The organism is Flavobacteriales bacterium (assembly GCA_016704485.1).
Classification (GTDB): Bacteria; Bacteroidota; Bacteroidia; order Flavobacteriales_F; family PHOS-HE28; genus PHOS-HE28.
Genome location: JADJAA010000002.1, coordinates 493,713 through 510,236 on the forward strand (window position 1 = coordinate 493,713; position 16,524 = coordinate 510,236).

Annotated in this window: 16 protein-coding genes and 1 pseudogene; 4 read left to right on the forward strand and 13 right to left on the reverse strand. The window is 49.2% G+C overall.

Annotation, left to right across the window (positions count from 1 at the left end):
* Positions 1–137: 137 nt before the first annotated feature.
* Entirely contained in the window at positions 138–3,323 is a 3,186-nt protein-coding gene (locus IPF95_13190; GenBank protein ID MBK6475638.1) for a right-handed parallel beta-helix repeat-containing protein, read from the forward strand.
* A gap of 117 nt (positions 3,324–3,440) precedes the next feature.
* Here the strand turns inward: IPF95_13190 and IPF95_13195 are convergent, their stop codons facing one another.
* From IPF95_13195 to IPF95_13240, 10 genes are all read right to left on the reverse strand, one after another.
* Entirely contained in the window at positions 3,441–4,217 is a 777-nt protein-coding gene (locus IPF95_13195) for a tetratricopeptide repeat protein (GenBank protein ID MBK6475639.1), read from the reverse strand.
* Positions 4,214–5,965, reverse strand: a complete 1,752-nt coding sequence (locus IPF95_13200) for a protein BatD (protein ID MBK6475640.1) — start codon at positions 5,963–5,965, stop codon at positions 4,214–4,216. Before IPF95_13200 ends, IPF95_13195 begins: the two co-directional genes overlap by 4 nt.
* Positions 5,965–6,537, reverse strand: a complete 573-nt coding sequence (locus IPF95_13205; protein ID MBK6475641.1) for a hypothetical protein — start codon at positions 6,535–6,537, stop codon at positions 5,965–5,967. Before IPF95_13205 ends, IPF95_13200 begins: the two co-directional genes overlap by 1 nt.
* Before the next feature lie 21 nt (positions 6,538–6,558).
* Entirely contained in the window at positions 6,559–7,365 is an 807-nt protein-coding gene (locus IPF95_13210) for a tetratricopeptide repeat protein (protein MBK6475642.1), read from the reverse strand.
* A complete protein-coding gene (locus tag IPF95_13215; GenBank protein ID MBK6475643.1) occupies positions 7,362–8,504 on the reverse strand; it encodes a VWA domain-containing protein in 1,143 nt (380 codons plus the stop codon). The genes IPF95_13210 and IPF95_13215 overlap by 4 nt, the downstream gene beginning before the upstream one ends.
* Positions 8,501–9,502: a VWA domain-containing protein gene (locus IPF95_13220; GenBank protein ID MBK6475644.1), complete on the reverse strand. Its 1,002-nt coding sequence runs from the start codon at positions 9,500–9,502 to the stop codon at positions 8,501–8,503. Before IPF95_13220 ends, IPF95_13215 begins: the two co-directional genes overlap by 4 nt.
* Before the next feature lie 70 nt (positions 9,503–9,572).
* Positions 9,573–10,508 (reverse strand): hypothetical protein, encoded by a 936-nt coding sequence (locus IPF95_13225; GenBank protein MBK6475645.1) that lies wholly within the window; start codon positions 10,506–10,508, stop codon positions 9,573–9,575.
* An 8-nt stretch (positions 10,509–10,516) separates the two neighbouring features.
* Positions 10,517–11,392: a DUF58 domain-containing protein gene (locus tag IPF95_13230; GenBank protein ID MBK6475646.1), complete on the reverse strand. Its 876-nt coding sequence runs from the start codon at positions 11,390–11,392 to the stop codon at positions 10,517–10,519.
* Between the two features lie 39 nt (positions 11,393–11,431).
* Entirely contained in the window at positions 11,432–11,578 is a 147-nt protein-coding gene (locus IPF95_13235; GenBank protein ID MBK6475647.1) for a hypothetical protein, read from the reverse strand.
* Between the two features lie 15 nt (positions 11,579–11,593).
* A complete protein-coding gene (locus tag IPF95_13240) occupies positions 11,594–12,622 on the reverse strand; it encodes a MoxR family ATPase (protein MBK6475648.1) in 1,029 nt (342 codons plus the stop codon).
* A 166-nt stretch (positions 12,623–12,788) separates the two neighbouring features.
* Here IPF95_13240 and IPF95_13245 point away from each other — a divergent pair, with 166 nt between their 5' ends.
* The 3 genes and pseudogenes from IPF95_13245 to IPF95_13255 all read left to right on the forward strand — a co-directional run bounded on the left by IPF95_13245 (position 12,789) and on the right by IPF95_13255 (position 14,682).
* Positions 12,789–13,205 (forward strand): nucleoside triphosphate pyrophosphohydrolase family protein, encoded by a 417-nt coding sequence (locus tag IPF95_13245; protein MBK6475649.1) that lies wholly within the window; start codon positions 12,789–12,791, stop codon positions 13,203–13,205.
* 5 nt (positions 13,206–13,210) lie between these two features.
* Positions 13,211–13,717 carry a DUF4442 domain-containing protein gene (locus tag IPF95_13250; protein ID MBK6475650.1) on the forward strand — a complete coding sequence of 169 codons (507 nt, stop codon included), beginning with the start codon at positions 13,211–13,213 and terminating at the stop codon, positions 13,715–13,717.
* A 198-nt stretch (positions 13,718–13,915) separates the two neighbouring features.
* Positions 13,916–14,682 (forward strand): annotated as a pseudogene (locus tag IPF95_13255) (IS5 family transposase).
* Here the strand turns inward: IPF95_13255 and IPF95_13260 are convergent.
* From IPF95_13260 to IPF95_13270, 3 genes are all read right to left on the reverse strand, one after another.
* Positions 14,629–15,294 (reverse strand): DUF2238 domain-containing protein, encoded by a 666-nt coding sequence (locus tag IPF95_13260; GenBank protein MBK6475651.1) that lies wholly within the window; start codon positions 15,292–15,294, stop codon positions 14,629–14,631. The pseudogene IPF95_13255 and the gene IPF95_13260 overlap by 54 nt on opposite strands.
* Positions 15,295–15,324: 30 nt before the next feature.
* The gene (locus IPF95_13265; GenBank protein ID MBK6475652.1) at positions 15,325–15,969 is read right to left on the reverse strand and encodes a PorT family protein; all 645 of its coding nucleotides are present in this window, start codon (positions 15,967–15,969) and stop codon (positions 15,325–15,327) included.
* Positions 15,970–16,035: 66 nt separating this feature from the next.
* Positions 16,036–16,524 (reverse strand): 6,7-dimethyl-8-ribityllumazine synthase, encoded by a 489-nt coding sequence (locus IPF95_13270; GenBank protein MBK6475653.1) that lies wholly within the window; start codon positions 16,522–16,524, stop codon positions 16,036–16,038.

Genomic DNA, 16,524 nt, shown 5'->3' on the forward strand with positions numbered 1-16,524 from the left:
CGTTGGGCATGCACTTGGATCCATCGGGCACATAGGAGAACTGGTCGAAATGTTGATCAAGACTCCGTTGGTGGCATCGGTAGTAAGGCAGGAAGCGCAACCTTCGCGGCGTCAATAAAGAAAAGTTGACTTCAATAATGACCCGCAATTTTCAGATCTTTCTTGCGCTACTGTTGCCACTTCATTTAGGAGCGACCAACTATTACGTCTCTGCCACTGGCAATGATGTTAATGCCGGTACCTCGGAAGCTACTGCATGGAAGACCATTGCTCGCGTGCAGCAGCAAATGGTGAACCTCGCTCCCGGCGATCAGGTGCTTTTTCAGCGTGGTGGTACGTTTCCAGGGGAACTGGATATCTACCAGAACGGCACGGAAGGCTCACCGATCGTATTTGGTGCATATGGGACAGGTGAAGCGCCTATCATTAGTGGAGGCCTTCCAGTTGTCAATTGGACGCCCTATCAGGGTAATATTTGGCGTGCACCCGCACCTGGGCCCGTTAAGTACCTATTGGTGAATAATGAACCAATGACATTGGCACGCTACCCGAACACCGGATGGTTGAGAAACGTCAACGGTAGTACTACGCAGATCAATACAGGTGGTGCGCTGACACAGTCTTCGGGTTATTGGAACGGGGCTCAGGTCGTGGTGAGGAGCACCAATTGGTGTTATGAGACTGGCACGGTTACAGGTTACAACAACGGAACGCTTACGTTCAGTGCGATCACAAGTAGCTTGAATAATAACGACTGGGGCTTCTTTCTTACGAATAAATTGAGCGAACTGGATTCGCCGGGCGAGTGGTATTACGATGCGACCTCGGGACAGGTGTTTTTCTGGGCACTCAATAATGAGAACCCTAATGCATTGAATGTAATAGGGTCCGTTTATACACAAGGAATCATTCCAGGTTGGCAAAAACACCACTTTCTGATCGAGAATTTGTGTTTTCAAGGTCAAACCGCAGCGGGAGTAAGTACCGAGACAAGCAACAACGTAACGGTGAGGAATTGCACTTTCCGACATTTGTATAAGGCGATCAGCAGTTCAGGACACTCGAATTCCTACATCAACAATACGATCTACGATGTATATGCTACTGCGGTGAACATCTACGATGACAACACCTTGATCGAGGGAAACACCTTGACGGATTGCGGAAATCGTCCTGGACTTGGAGAGAATATCTGGGGGCAGATCGGTATAAACATTACCGGAATGGACAATGTTGTTCGGAGCAATCGTTTGGAGAGTATCGGCTACATTGGTATTGCCGCCCGGAACAATACACTGATCGAGAAGAATGTGGTCAGCAATGCCATGTCCAGCTTCAACGATGGAGGGGGAATAGCTTTCGATAATGCGGATGGCATGATCATTCAGGACAACGTGGTAACTGACCTGGTCGGCAACGTGGAAAGCGCAGCACCCAATTATATCAGCTATCACAAGATCTGTCATGGTCTTTACTTCGGAAATACCACGATAAAGAATACCATTGTTAGGCGTAACACTGTGGCCCATTGCAATGGTGCAGGCATTCATGTCGACCACACAATGGTGTCTCAGGGCAATCAAGTAAAGGATAATGTGTTATTCGATAATTTGATCCAGCTCAGTATATCCGATTTCAGCAATCCCGCAGGCCCCGGTGCAACAGCACCGTATTATGTGCCTAATTTCAATACGGTCTATACGGGAAATCAGATGTACAGCATTCGCCCGGAACAGCTTTGCATGCACCAATACAATGTGTATGATCCAGGCCCAGTGGATTTCGGTACGTTCACGAACAATAAATACTTCAATGCATACGAGGAGCTTAGCATTGAGATCTTCAATACGAATAGTGGCTGGCGTAAGACCTATACAATGGAACAATGGCAGCTGGAGCATTCTGAAGATGTGGGTAGTGCGAGGAGTCCATTACGCTCTTCCAAATATGCGACCATCAGTGAGTTGAGTGGTGATCTGATCGTAAACGGTGCGATCGATGCATCCATTTCAGGTTGGTCCGCTTTCCCGTCGAACGGTCAGTTAACACGGGATGATTCGTACTTGGATGGCGGATCGCTCAAAACGTATTTGCCGGACAATAGTCTGTATTATGACATGTTCACTCAGAATACGAATCTGTTCAGCGTGCAGAACGGCCAATGGTACCGCATGCGATTCAGCATTCAGTCGGATATTCATGGCGTAGTTCGTTCCGGGATAAAGGGTGAATCAGAATGGGGCTTGCCGCACGGAATTGAAGAGAAGCCAATTCCATTTTCTCCAGAACGGAGGGATGTGGAAATGTATTTCCAATCAGATCTTACGGACCAGGCGCATATGCTGTTCATCAGCAACTATTTGGAGCCACGTTATTGGGTTGATAATGCTCAATTGCACAAGGTTACCGTTGCTGAATTGGATCCAACACTGGACCACGTACTCTTACTGAACGATCAAGCAACGTCGCAGACGTTAGCATATCCTTCAGGCTGTTGGAGTGACTTGAATGGCAATGTCGTTACGGGTTCAGTTCAGCTTGCTCCTTATTCCTCGAAGATCGTATACCGGATCCCTGGAACAGGATGCAACCAAAGTCCATCAAATTCGGTATCCGCGAAGGTGTTGCTTTCCGGTCCTTTGGACACGAATACCGGTTTAATGCGAACCAACCTGCGCATGCAAGGGTTGTTGCCAATGACCGAACCGTATTCCGCAATGGGAGTTGCACTTGAAAATGCAGGAACTGGCATTGAAACGTCTGTTCTTGTAGGCACCGGAACGCAGATGTTAGTGGATTGGGTGTTGATGGAACTCTGGAATGCGGATGGTACGATCTCCGCTCAACGTGCCGCATTGGTACGCGCAGATGGTGTAGTGATGGCCGCAGAAGGTGGCTCCGTTGTTCAATTCAACACAACAACCCAAGGTAAGCGTTTGGCGATCCGTCACCGGAATCATTTAGCGGCAATGGCAAATTCAGTGCTTTCATCGAATCTGGATATGATCAACATGACCTCGGCCAGCACGCCCATGTTCGGTCAAGATCCGCTGAATGAGGAAAATGGCTATCGGGCACTTTGGAGTGGTGACGTGAATTTTGATGGTGTTGTCCGGTATACAGGTACGGACAATGACCGGGATCTGATCCTGATGACCATTGGTTCGATCGTACCTTCGAATACCATTACGGGTTATTTGCCCGATGATGTGAATCTGGACGGCGTCATTATGTACACCGGCACCAATAATGATCGTGATATTATTCTCCAGAATATTGGTGGCGTATCGCCTACGGTTGTGCGCCTGGAGCAACTTCCGTAAAATTTTATTGAGCAAAGGGGCTGCGACCATCCTTAGGGTGGTCGCAGTTCCTTTTGTGATCAACTGAAACGGTATTCTGCTCTTGCCTCCGCCATAACGTATACAAAAACCAATTGCCTAGATCCGCTCCAACGTTGCCGGCGGCATCCAGCCTACCGTCCCGTTCGGTAACGAAACTTCGAACCAACTGTTCGTCTCCTGAAGAATATCGACCTTGGTTCCTTTATGCAGTACGAAAAGTACCGTTGATCCTTCTCTAGGTTCGCTGCGGACATCGACTTTTGGAGTTAGAATTATTGCCTGGGAATTATCGTCGATCTCGAGATAACGATAAGATGCGAATGAGATAACTATGATGCTCGTGATCACTGCCACTGTACTAAGGGCAAATAGGAGCCTACGTAGCATCCGTTGTTTGAAGTAAAGTGCGCATGCCAGGCATACGAATATGGCAAGCACGGACCACAACGCATAACGTGCCCATTGATCCGGATCACCGCCAGCGCGGAATCGGCTCCATGCGGAACCAAGCGAAAACGCTTCGGGTGCATTTACGCGGTCAACGATCTGTTCACGTGCCAACCTCAAATTGGAGAGCACATCTTCATCCCCAGGTGCTAACCGTAGTGCTCTTTCAAAGAACAATATGGCACGTGGAACATCTCCCAACTTGAAGTGGCAGTTACCAATGTTGTAAAGCAGTGTTGTTCCTGAATATTCAACATTCAGAGAGTCATAAATGGCAAGTGCTTCAGTGTAGTTTCCTTCGGCATAATTTTCCTCGGCAAGCTTCATCAACGTGTTCGCATGATCCTGACCTATGCCGTTTGCATTGGAAAATGGAATAAGACAAGCAATTGCCAACAGGGATACGAAATGGAATAGGCGCATCATTTCTTTTGATCTTGTTCGATCTTTCCGATCAATATAACAGCATCGCCGAACAACTCCTTGCGTGATCGATCCTCAACAGGCGCGAACCGTGCCATATCGCACGCAGTGATCAGTCGTACATAATCATCGGCCAGTGCATTGCCGTTCTTAAGGTCGGCCAGTTTTTCGCGGACCAGGGTTTGATTCAATTGAGCCAGCCCCAATCCGAATTTATTGGCCATGTATCCCTGTAAAGCTTTTGAAAGCGCGGCATAGAATGGTGCACGGTCTTTCTGTTCCACTAATTTCCCGGCTTCCGCCATGTGCTTTCTGGCGATCCGGTCGGCTTGTTTCCGCCGTGTTCCTTCTACATCAGCAAGTGCGGCTTCGTGCCTTCTTCGCCAGGCAAGGAAGATCAGAAAAGCAAGTACTGGAGCACCGAGCCCCGCGAACCAGAAAGTCGATCCGAATAGCCATTTCCCCTTTAAACGAAGATCTGGATCTCCGGTGCGTATGTAACGAATATCTTTTTCAAGCTGTGTTACATCCGATCGATCCTGTCGTTGGACGGAACTGGTTCCACCACTTTCTCCCGCTGCAATGGAAAGGTGCAATGGACCGGAGGAAAGAGTCTTATAATCATTGCTTTTTGGGTCAAAGTAGCTGAACGTGATCGGCTCCAGGTCGAACTCTCCCTCGTGCCGCGGGATCACGATGTATTCGAATTCACGGGAGCCGGACATTCCTGTGCCGGTAACACTGATCTTGTCATTCACCTTCGGATCGTACGCTTCCAGATCACCAGGTAGATCCAGCTTCGGTGCGTCCAATAGCTTGAGGTTTCCGCGACCACTGTATTTCACGTTTAGCTGAATGGCTTCGTTCGCTTTAACGGAAGTGCGATCCAAATTCACCACCATTTCCATATCGCCTACTGTTCCATAGAAATCCGAAGGTGTGGGAGAGGGTAGGCTCGCTACTTGCAATTCTGCCGTATTACTGCGGAAGTTGATCTCGGTCCCTGGGTTGAAGAAGGATCGATCCACCACACATCCAAGTTCCATTGGTTCTATACGGAGCTTGCCACTTTTCTGTGGGAAGAGAACTTGCCTTTTCAGGATCGCGACCTTGTATTGAATGCCATTGATCGTCTGTAGGTCCCGCTCCCAGTCCAGTTTACCGGTATCGATATCCTCAGACCAGAACCCGGTCATCTTGGAGTACTCAAGTTTGTTCAGGTTCAAATTGGCATAATGAGAGTAGAGTGAATATGTGGCCACCACTTGTTCACCAACAAAAGCCTTGCTCTTGTTCAGGGAGATCGACGCGAAAATGTATTTGTCCTTGCTCTGGGCTTGAGATCGGGTGGCATCAGGTCCTGTAGAAGATGCCTTTGTTACCTCTATTTGGATCGGATCGGTCGACATGATCCCACCTCCGATCTTAACCTGAGCTGCACCAATTGTGTAGTTGCCCGGAGTCTTGCCGGTCAAGACCCAAGTGCGGCTTAAAGCGAATGACATTTGCCCGTTGATCGTGGTGATCTGTTGACTTTCGCTAGGTCCACGTAGCACGGACAGCCCACCGAGATCCGGAGCACCGTAACCCTGCTGACTATTGGAAAGTGTAATGGTCAGTTTCAAATACTCACCTACCGCAATGGAGTTACGATCCACTGTTGCGGTAAAGCTGATCTGCTGTGCAACTGCATTTCCGCAACCTGCAAGCAGAACAAACCCCAAAATAATATGCTGAAAGATCTTATGCATCACCAGTCCTTATCGATCGTTCTGCGTTCCGTGGGTCGTAGTTTTTCGCGCACTTTATCCTGAACTGCTTTTTCTTCTCGGTCCATGGCATCAAGTATACGCTCCGCATCCTTTTCGGAAATGCGCCCCGGCTCCTGTTTCTGCTCTTCACCACTTTTCTTTTCTTCCGCCTCCTTTTCCTTGCTATCCTCCGGCTTTTCCTTTTCGTCTTGCTCTTTGCGGTCTTCTGGCCGTGACTCCTGCTCTTTCTGGTCTTGTTGTTGTTGCTGCTCCTGTTGTTGCTGCTGTTGTTGTTGCTGCTGCTGCTGTTTATTCTCTTCTTCTTTGATCAGTTCTTCCGCAAGTTTCAGCAGTCGGGGGTCACCGGGATAAGCTTTTAACCCTTTATCCAGCGTCTTTAACGCTTCGATCTTCTGTTCCTTCACGTATTTCTTGCTCGCTGTGTTGAAATAATCCGTTGCCTCCAATTTCTTTCCGGTGCTATCCCCAACCGCAATTCGGGTCTGCGCCAAGGACCAATGCGATGTACACAGGAACAAAGCCCATAAACCGTATTTGATCCACTTGCTCATTTCGTTCTCAGCAACCATCATCTATTCGGCTTTCGCCGCATCCGTTACCGTTTCCAACTTCTTCATGTATTCTTCTTCTTTCTTCAAGGAGGGGTCTCGTTTCAACCCACCTTCCAGCACATCAAGCGCCTCGTTGAATCTGTACTGCTCCACAAGCGAATCCGCTCTTTGTACCAATTGGAGTGCCATAGCGGTCAGTTTTGTTTCTTCCTTGTCTTTATCGTCTCCATTTTTCTTCCTTCGCTCTTCCTCTTCCTTTTTCAACTTATCGATGGTGTTCTGTACCACCATCAAATTGTATCGTGCATCTTCGTTCGAAGGGTCCACCTTTAAAGCGTTCCGGAGTGATGTTTTCGAAGCGACCAATGTTGAGTCAAAGACCTTACTCATCTGAATGCTCAGTTTCCAAAGTGAATCGCGCATCACGATACCTTCTACCTTCTGTGCAATATCATTCCCTTCGATAACGATACCCGTGAAATCCTTGGCGGCTTTCTTTGAAATACTATCCGCTGCGAATGCATACCGGGCCTGGGTGGTTCCCAAATTGTAGAATGTCGGTCCCTTAACGCTGTCTGGTTGCAATTGCAACGCATCGTTATATGCAGCAGCACTTTCCAGCCATTTAGCAAGTCTATGGTTCGCGTTGCCCAGGCCGAATAGTGCGCTCGGGTCCTTCGGTGCTGCTGAGTAAGCGGTGATCGCATCCTCGTAGCGTTCAGCGTGGATATCCGCATTGCCCGCTTGAAGTGCTTTATGCACAGCACGCTCCGATGAGGTGCCGCAGGCAACCATTGAAAAGAGAGCTATGGCTATGAACGGTTTCATCTTCCAAATGAAAGGTTCCGAACACTCCAACTTCGTGTCCCGAATGAAAACGATAATGCGATCAGCAACATACCGAGCGCGAGTGGATATTGATACTGGTCCTCATGCGCTGTGTATTGATAGGTACCGACCTCCGTTTTTTGCAAAGCCTTGAGGTCGCTGATGATCTGATCCATTCCGGTGGATGAGGAGGTAGCACGGGAGTATGATCCTCCTCCTGCTCCTGCGATCGCACGAAGCATTTCTTCGTTCAGTTTTGTAATGACCGTAGTTCCGTTGCTATCTTTTTTGAAGCCAAGCATCTGGCCATTTCTGCGGATCGGGATCGGTCCGCCTTGTACGGATCCCATACCCACCGTGTAAACGAGGATCTTGTCGGCAGCCGCTTTCCGCGCAGCGCCTTCCGCATCATCCTCAAAGTTCTCACCGTCGGTGATCACCACGATCGCCTTGCTGGAACCGTTCTTCATATCGAAACATTCTGCTGCTAATTCGATCGCGTCGCCGATGGCAGTCCCTTGTGTTGCGATATTTCCAGGGCCTACACCAGCAAGGAACATTTTAGCTGCGGATCGATCCGCGGTTATAGGGAGTTGAACGAATGAATTGCCTGCAAAAACAACGATCCCCAATCGGTCTCCCTGCATTTTTTCGATCAACTGACCCATTGCGCGACGTGCTACCTCCATGCGGTTGGGGATAAGGTCCTCACAAAGCATACTATTGCTCACATCAATTGCCACCACCACATCAATTCCTTCGGACCTTACCGTATTCGGTCTGGATCCGAATTGAGGGGCGGCCAGAGCAAGAACAACAAAGCCTAGTCCATGTCGAACCAAAAGAAAGCGCAATAGTGATCGCCTGCTTGAAATGCCCGGAACCATCCGGACCAAGGTGGATTCCGAAGCAAAACGGCTCATGGCCCGGTTTCGCCAAGCCATGTCCAATAGGAACAGAAGAACCATCACTGGACCGATCACCATCGCCCAAAGTGCGCGTGGTTCATTGAACCGGAAGGCAGGGACCTCTCGATCCAAGTACCACCAAAGGCTCAGCATAATTGCCCAGGCGACCAATTCCAGAATGATGGCGATCAATGCCATTACCCCGATCTTATATGTGCCTGGCCTCATCATGCCATACTGCGTAAAAAGGTGCGGTCAAGTAAGAATGCGAGCAACAGAAAAGCCGCTCCGATGGCAGCGAAAGGGAAGAACTCCTCGTTCCGCTGGCTGTATTCGGTCACTTTGATCCGTGTCGTTTCCAAACGGTCGATCTCACCATATATCTCACGGAGCTTTTGTTCATCGGTCGCGCGGAAATACTTACCTCCGGTCATCTCCGCGATCTGCTTCATGGTCGGTTCGTCGATCTTCACGTCCACATAATCAAAGCGGTACTTGCCTGGGGCATAGATATCAACCGGGTACAGCGCTTTACCGATCGTGCCAACGCCAATAGTGTAAACACGTACACCCATGGTCTCTGCTATTTGTGCTGCATCCAAGGGTTGAAGGGATCCGGTATTGTTCACACCATCGGAAAGCAGGATCACCACTTTGCTTTGGGCCTCACTTTCCCGTAAACGGTTTACTGCTGTGGCAAGCCCCATTCCGATCGCAGTACGTCCCTCGACCAGCCCGATCTGCAGGTCTGCGAAGAGTTGTTTCAATACGCGATGATCCGTTGTAAGCGGACATTGTGTATAGGCCTCGCTCCCATACACTACAAGTCCGATCCGATCGTTCGGGCGTCCATCGATGAAGTCCGCGGCTACGGCTTTCGATGCTTCCAAACGATCAGGGCGAAGATCTTTTGCAAGCATGCTCTCGGACACATCCAGTGCAATTACGATGTCTATTCCTTCGCGCTGCACATCTTCCCAATCCTCTTTGCTTTGCGGGCGAGCCATTGCCAATACCAAGAAACCCAGACCTGCCAGACCAAGTGCGCTGGGCAACGGTTGCAGGAGTGCGAACAGGTCCATTGGACCGTTGATCAATGCACCAAGTGTGGGCAATTGTACCTGCGGTGTTCTGCGTTTGGAACGCCATAGGTTTAGCGCTCCAAGCAGAATAACTACCGATAGACCCATCAATAACTTGGGTTGAAGTACATCGAACCGTCGGAACATATACCAACCTGCAACAGCCACGGCCGTGGCAGCAATGATCAACCAGAATGGTCCCGCTATGTTATCGCGATCACTTCGCATGCGATGATCTGTTTGGCATTTCCGGCAGTGGTGCGGTCTGCTGTATGAATCTGATGGCTTCCGTCATCATTTGTTCATTTTCAGCAGGGGCGGGTAGTGCTTTGGCGAATTTCACCATGTCCGCAAGACGCAGCACATTGGCCAATTGGTTCTGTTGATCGCGATCAAGTGGACTCACCTTCAACTCGTGGATCAACTCATCCGTAGTGCGCTCCAATGCAGGAATATTGTACCGTTCCTCAATGTATCCGCGCAATAGATCGGTAAGGCTGGATTGGTATTCCTTGTGTGAACCAGCTTGCCATAGTCGTTTGCCTTCAAGTACCCGCAGTTCCTGAAGATAACGCTCGTGAATGGCGACTTCGATCGCCACTGGAGCAGCAGCCTCGGCCGGTTTTCTATTCTTCAGATAGCGGAGTACGATCAGCGCTAATAAGAGGATCGCACCTATGAACGCGAACCAATACCAGTTCTCCAAGAACCAATAGCCAAAATGGAATGGGACATCGATCACATCGTGGATATCATGCAACGAAGCGGGAGTACCTACAGGAATTCCTTTCACGTAGATCAACAAGGGTGTGGTTTCCTGTGAGGTGCCATTCACGGTTAGTTTCAACGGTGGTATCGCCCAATATCCGGTATCGAATGAAGTGATCACCAATTCACGTACGAGTAATTTTTGGTCGTTAGGGGCATTGGCAATGGTATCGATCCCGTTGTCATGAACGACTTCCACGTGTTTCGTCAGTGTGTCCTGGATCAGAGGCCAATCAACTGACGCCTCACCATCGTGTACGATCAATTTCAGCGTGGTCTGTTCACCAATAAGGATGGTATCCAAGCCAAGTTCAACAGCAACGCCGCCGCTCTGCGCGACCGCTTCAGTAATGAATAGGATACTGAGAAGGAGAACTGTGCGCATTACCCTGCTTAACGCTGTTTGAAGAGGTTCATCAGTGGTTTTACATAGCCCGCATCCGTGCTGATGGTCGTATTGTCCACACCCGATCTGCGCAATAGTTCGCGCGTACGGTTCTGATGTTTCAGCGCAGTTGCCCTGTATGAATTCCTGATCGCCCGGCTGCTTGTATCGACCCAACGTACAACACCAGTTTCTGGATCGATGAATTGCACCAGACCAACATTCGGAAGTTCTCCTTCACGGGGATCGGTGGTGCGTAGAACAACCAGGTCATGTTTGCGATTTGCGATCTTCAACGCATCATCATAACCTTCATCCATAAGGTCACTGATCAAGAATGCAATACTGCGTTTTTTGATCACATTATTCAAATAGCGCAACGCCTCTGTTATATCGGTTCCCTTACTGGTAGCACGGAATTCCAGTAGCTCGCGTACCATACGAAGGATATGGGATCTGCCTTTTTTCGGTGGAATGAATTTCTCGACCTTGTCACTGAACAGGATCAAACCCACCTTATCGTTGTTCTTGATGGCGCTAAAGGCTATCGTGGCGCACACTTCGGTGATCAATTCACGTTTCAATTGCAACGCTGTTCCAAAATCCGCAGATGCACTAACGTCCGCTACCAGCATTACAGTAAGCTCACGTTCCTCTTCGAATACCTTAACGAAGGGATGCCCGAACCGAGCGGTCACGTTCCAATCGATCGTCCGCACTTCATCGCCAGGCGTGTATTCCCGCACCTCACTAAAGGTCATGCCTTTTCCTTTGAAGGCACTGTGGTATTCGCCACTGAAAATATGCTCACTCAAGCCGCGTGTTTTCAACTCGATCAAGCGCACCTTTTTCAGGAGTTCCTTGGTATGTTGGGCGGTATCCATGCAATCTCTGTAGATCGGAAAGCCAGGGCTATTGAATGGTCAGAGTGTTTGTGAAGATCCCAAAAGCAGATTGAAAATGATTGGTTCAATTTCTGCGTCTTCGTCAAAATATAGAATACGACTAGCCACTTCATTGAACCATTCAGCCCGCCATTTATCAGCATTGATCATATTGATCTGCGTCATCAGCGTTCAAAAAGATCATGGAACTTCAACCGTATTCATCACTCGTTCAATGATCTCCATAACGGAAATATTCTCTGCTTCTGCCTCGTAGGTAAGGCCGATACGATGACGCAGAACATCCGGGCAAACAGCACGGACATCCTCCGGAATAACGTACCCACGACGCTTCGTGAATGCCAAGGCTTTTGCAGCCAATGCCATGTTGATACTCGCTCGTGGCGATCCACCAATAGCGATCAAAGATGTCAGGTCCGTCAATTTGTATTGATCCGGTTTACGCGTCGCGTATACGATATCCACGATGTATTGCTCGATCTTTTCGTCCATGTAAACCTCACGCACTAATTGGCGTGCAGCCAGGATCTCTGCTGGCTTCACCACCTTTTGTGCAGTTGGCATACCACCTACGCGTACATTTTGCCGAATAATGGCTTTTTCTTCTTCGCGCTTCGGATAATCAAGAACCACCTTCAGCATGAAACGGTCGGTCTGTGCTTCCGGTAAGGGATATGTTCCTTCCTGTTCGATGGGGTTCATGGTGGCCATTACCAAGAAGGGTTGTGGCAGTTGGTAAGTGCTGGTACCGATGGTTACCTGCCTTTCCTGCATTGCTTCCAACAAGGCACTTTGCACTTTTGCAGGCGCACGGTTGATCTCATCCGCCAATACGAAATTGCTGAAGATGGGTCCTTTCTTAACGCTGAACTCTTCGTTGCGTGGGCTGTAGATCAGCGTTCCGATAAGGTCAGCGGGCAAGAGGTCCGGCGTGAATTGGATACGACTGAAATCAACATCCACCGTGCTTGCAAGGGCTTTGATCGCCATGGTCTTGGCCAGACCAGGTACACCTTCCAAGAGGATATGCCCATCAGCCAACAACGCGACCAATAGCTTTTGGATCATGTCCTTCTGGCCAATGATCACCCGCTCCATTTGCTGATCGATCAGGTCCACAAAAGCACTGGCCTGCTGAATGCGATCGTTAAGTGCCCGAATACTCTCGGATGTAACGGTTTCAGGTGTATCGGAAAATGTCTGTTCCATGTTGCAATAGGTGCGTTTCCCTTAAGTTGAAGTCAAAGATCAACTTACGTTCCGGACGAGCGAAAAATGCGCCGTTAAATGGTGTTAACCGAAACGTTGTTTAGCATCGTAAAATTGGTTGAGGGACGAATAGACCGATCGAAAGACGTGCTGTACCTTCGACGGCATGACCATCACCACAGAAACCTTATCACTTGAAGAAGCAACCGGACATGTTCGCGCATTCCACGATGCGTTCGGGATTTCTAACGCATCGGAACCGACCGGTGCGATCGGTGACCGCGATGCATTGTTGCGGTATAAGCTGATCCGGGAAGAGAACGAAGAATACCTGGATGCCGCCATGAACGGAGACCTGGTGGAAGTTGCCGATGCCTTGGGTGATATCCTTTACATCGTTTGCGGCACCATGTTGAAGCATGGGTTGGAGCACAAAATGGGAGAAGTATTCCGTGAGATCCAGCGCAGCAACATGAGCAAGTTGGATGCGAACGGAAAGGCCATCTATCGCGAGGATGGAAAAGTGCTGAAGAGCGACATGTACTTCAAGCCGGATATTGTAGCGATCCTGGCAAAAGAATGATCAGCATGCACCTCCCTACATTGCTTTCGAAAGCCCGTACCAGCCGGTTTACGCGGTGGTACATGAACCTGGGCTTGAATTGGACGATCCCGTTCAATAGGCCGCATGGATTCAAAGTAGTTCCCTTGGAGCAAGGTGGCATTTCCGTTCAGATCCCGAACTGGCGGATCAATCGCAACCACATCAATGGGATCCATGCATGCGCAATGGCAACCGCATCGGAAATGTGCAGTGGCCTTAGCGTTCTGGAAAAGCTGAATCCGAAAAAATACCGGTTGATCATGCGTAGCCTGCACATGGAATATCATTATCAGGCCAAGCAAAAGGCCAGCGCTGTCTGCGTTCCAACAGATGAGGAATTGGAACAGAGCGTCCTAGGACCATTGCGTACAGCAGATTCAGCGGATCATACGAGCATTGTGAAAGTTCACGATGTAAGTGGTAACCATTTAGCAACAGGTACTGTTACCTGGCAAGTAAAAGAGTGGAGTAAGGTGCGTACGAAGCGATAACGGATGGGTCTCATATTCGTATAAGGTTAACACGCGCGATCAAGTACTGCGTGCAGCCTTTTTTAACGTAGAGGATACTAGAAGGAATCTCAAAAATAAGCATTGCCTAAGTTATCTATGAACACTGGGCTTTGATCAACTTTTTAATGTTCCAGTTGATCTTCTTCTTTGGCGCAATGTACTTCGCTAAGAAAAGCGATGGACATCAGCGACAAGCAATGGGAAGTGTTGGAAAAACCGCTTACAAGTATTTTTCATAAGAGCGAAACACGTGGCAGGCCCAGACAAGATCCACGTGCGGTGCTTAACGGGATCTTGTGGATATGCCGGACCGGTGCACCATGGGCAGATCTACCTGGCAGATACCCGCCATACCAGACTTGCCATCGGTACCACAAACACTGGTGCAAGAGCGGTTCTTGGGATAAACTGCTGCATGCTCTTGCATCGGATCTACGCGATCGAGGGAAGATCGACATTACCGAATGCTTTATCGATGGCACCTTCGCAAGTGCCAAAAAAGGGGGGCTTGTGTTGGACCTACTAAGAAAGGGAAAGGCACCAAGATCATGGCAGTCACAGACGCTGTTGGTATTCCTCTCACCGTACGGGCCTTTAGCGCCAGCACCCATGAAGTAAAGCTAGCCGATAGGACGATCCGTTCGTGTGCCATAAAGCCCAAACGTGTGATCGCCGACAGGGCGTACGACAGTGACAAACTAAGACGCACATTGAAGAAACGCGGAATCCAACTGGTATGTCCGCACAGGAGTAACAGAAAACGACAAGTGCATCAAGATGGACGGGAATTACGGCGCTACAAACGCCGCTGGAAGGTCGAAAGGTTGTTCGCGTGGTTGTTTAACTCGCGCCGTACATTCGTTCGGTATGAATACCATGCAGACCTCTTCTTAGGCATGGTGCAGTTGGCTTGCGTAATGATAATTCTCAAAAGTTATTTTTGAGATGGCTTCTAGCATGATCACGATCGCACCGGTAAGTGCGATCCCCATGTCTTTCTGCGCATCCCAAATATCACCTTGGCTGCCGAGGTATGCCGCACCCTGAGCAGGGAAGAATACATCGGCCACGGCCCATTCTATCAATTCGTAAGCACCGCTGAAACTGAGGGTGATCTCGACAGGCAACACCCAACATACCCATTTGGGCCATTGAAAATGGTTCTTGAAATAATCGCGCATGGGGTAGGCGAGGAGCAAACCGAAACTGCAGTGTACAATTCGGTCGTACGGGTTCCGCTCCAAGATCATCGAGTCCTTCAACCAATAGCCGAAAGGGTTTTCCGCGTACGTATACATCGCACCGTAGATGTGGAGTAGGATGTACACGAACATCATGGTGTAGCTGAGGTCGCTGAACTTGAATTTGCGGTGGCTCAGTGCAAGGCCAACAATGAACACCGCCGTAAGTACATTCTCTGTAACCCAGTTTGCATGATCCGTAGTTCCTAAGAACGTCCAGGCCCAGACTGCCAGAAAAATGCCAAGAAAGACCTTCAGTAAGGTATGCTCACGAAAGGGGACCCGACCAATTGAAGAAGCGGTAGTGAAGGACATCGTGTGATCTATTGGGTCTGAACGAATAGGCTAAAAATTATCTTCTTCGAGTGCATCATCCTTCTCCTTCTTCTTCGTTGAGAAGCGATAGCCAACCGTTACCGCATAGACCACGTTCTGCACCCTAAGAAGGCGATCAAAAGGTGTAAGGCTGGTCTGAGCTCTTACATCGAATGTCATACGTTCACTTTCAAGGCCAATGCCAGCGAGACCACTGAATTGGAATCGTCTTTGGGAATTGGTCAGGTCAATCTTTATATCATCGATTTTCACCCCATTGGTCCAGCTTTTGTACCTACTACTGACCAAATAACCAAAACTAGGACCAATAAGAAGGAAGAGACCATTGGGTTCTTTATTCGTGGAGATCTTGGCAAGAAAGGGAATCTCGATGTAACGATAGGTATTCTGTGTACGATTGCTTATTGCGGGGTTTCGGTAAGCTGAGCCTTTGGTAAGCCAAAGCGCTTCCACCAAAAGACCAACCTGCTGATGAAGTGGCGCTTCGATGTACCATCCTAGAACGGGTGCCAAACGCAAATTACTTGAGTTCTGGAAGAGCGCACCAGTTGTCTGCGTTGCCATGCCCAACCCAATACGCGGGCCATGGTGGCCTCCCTGAGCAAAACAAGTTCCAGCGAAAAGCACGAATGAGAATAGTATTGATCTATACATGCCACGAAGATCGTAGGATCTTGCGTATCCGAAGCGAAAAAGGAAAAAAGGTCGGTCCAAGTAGAACTACGACTTGCTCTTTAACGCAGCCATCTTCAGAACAGCTACGGCACAATCGATGCCTTTGTTGCCGTGTACACCACCACTTCGGGCACGTGCTTGTTCCATGGTATCGTCGGTGAGCACACCGAAGATCACGGGAATACTGAACTTAAGGGCAACATCCATTATCCCTTGCGTGGTTCCGTGGCAAACGAAATCGAAGTGAGGCGTTTCGCCACGAACCACGCTGCCAAGACAGATAACGCCATGAAGGTCTTCTTTCTCCAACAGGTATTGAGCGCCGCTTGCTAATTCGAAGCTACCGGGCACCCAACATTCAATAATGTCGGTTGAAGCAACCCCATATTTCAATAAGGTCTCACGTGATCCCGCACGAAGCGCATCGGTTACGTCCAGATTCCATTCGCTCACCACTAGGGCAAAACGAAGACCAGCGCCACTAGGGACGCTGGACGGATCATGTTCGGAAAGGTTATGTGTTGCTGTGGCCAT

What these genes read in the sequence shown, in the direction of transcription:
- IPF95_13190 (MBK6475638.1), top strand. Translation starts at nt 138, where the DNA reads ATGACCCGCAATTTTCAGATCTTTCTTGCGCTACTGTTGCCACTTCAT.
- IPF95_13195 (MBK6475639.1), bottom strand. Translation starts at nt 4,217, where the DNA reads ATGATGCGCCTATTCCATTTCGTATCCCTGTTGGCAATTGCTTGTCTT.
- IPF95_13200 (MBK6475640.1), bottom strand. Translation starts at nt 5,965, where the DNA reads ATGCATAAGATCTTTCAGCATATTATTTTGGGGTTTGTTCTGCTTGCA.
- IPF95_13205 (MBK6475641.1), bottom strand. Translation starts at nt 6,537, where the DNA reads ATGAGCAAGTGGATCAAATACGGTTTATGGGCTTTGTTCCTGTGTACA.
- IPF95_13210 (MBK6475642.1), bottom strand. Translation starts at nt 7,365, where the DNA reads ATGAAACCGTTCATAGCCATAGCTCTCTTTTCAATGGTTGCCTGCGGC.
- IPF95_13215 (MBK6475643.1), bottom strand. Translation starts at nt 8,504, where the DNA reads ATGATGAGGCCAGGCACATATAAGATCGGGGTAATGGCATTGATCGCC.
- IPF95_13220 (MBK6475644.1), bottom strand. Translation starts at nt 9,502, where the DNA reads ATGTTCCGACGGTTCGATGTACTTCAACCCAAGTTATTGATGGGTCTA.
- IPF95_13225 (MBK6475645.1), bottom strand. Translation starts at nt 10,508, where the DNA reads ATGCGCACAGTTCTCCTTCTCAGTATCCTATTCATTACTGAAGCGGTC.
- IPF95_13230 (MBK6475646.1), bottom strand. Translation starts at nt 11,392, where the DNA reads ATGGATACCGCCCAACATACCAAGGAACTCCTGAAAAAGGTGCGCTTG.
- IPF95_13235 (MBK6475647.1), bottom strand. Translation starts at nt 11,578, where the DNA reads ATGACGCAGATCAATATGATCAATGCTGATAAATGGCGGGCTGAATGG.
- IPF95_13240 (MBK6475648.1), bottom strand. Translation starts at nt 12,622, where the DNA reads ATGGAACAGACATTTTCCGATACACCTGAAACCGTTACATCCGAGAGT.
- IPF95_13245 (MBK6475649.1), top strand. Translation starts at nt 12,789, where the DNA reads ATGACCATCACCACAGAAACCTTATCACTTGAAGAAGCAACCGGACAT.
- IPF95_13250 (MBK6475650.1), top strand. Translation starts at nt 13,211, where the DNA reads ATGCACCTCCCTACATTGCTTTCGAAAGCCCGTACCAGCCGGTTTACG.
- IPF95_13260 (MBK6475651.1), bottom strand. Translation starts at nt 15,294, where the DNA reads ATGTCCTTCACTACCGCTTCTTCAATTGGTCGGGTCCCCTTTCGTGAG.
- IPF95_13265 (MBK6475652.1), bottom strand. Translation starts at nt 15,969, where the DNA reads ATGTATAGATCAATACTATTCTCATTCGTGCTTTTCGCTGGAACTTGT.
- IPF95_13270 (MBK6475653.1), bottom strand. Translation starts at nt 16,524, where the DNA reads ATGGCCACAGCAACACATAACCTTTCCGAACATGATCCGTCCAGCGTC.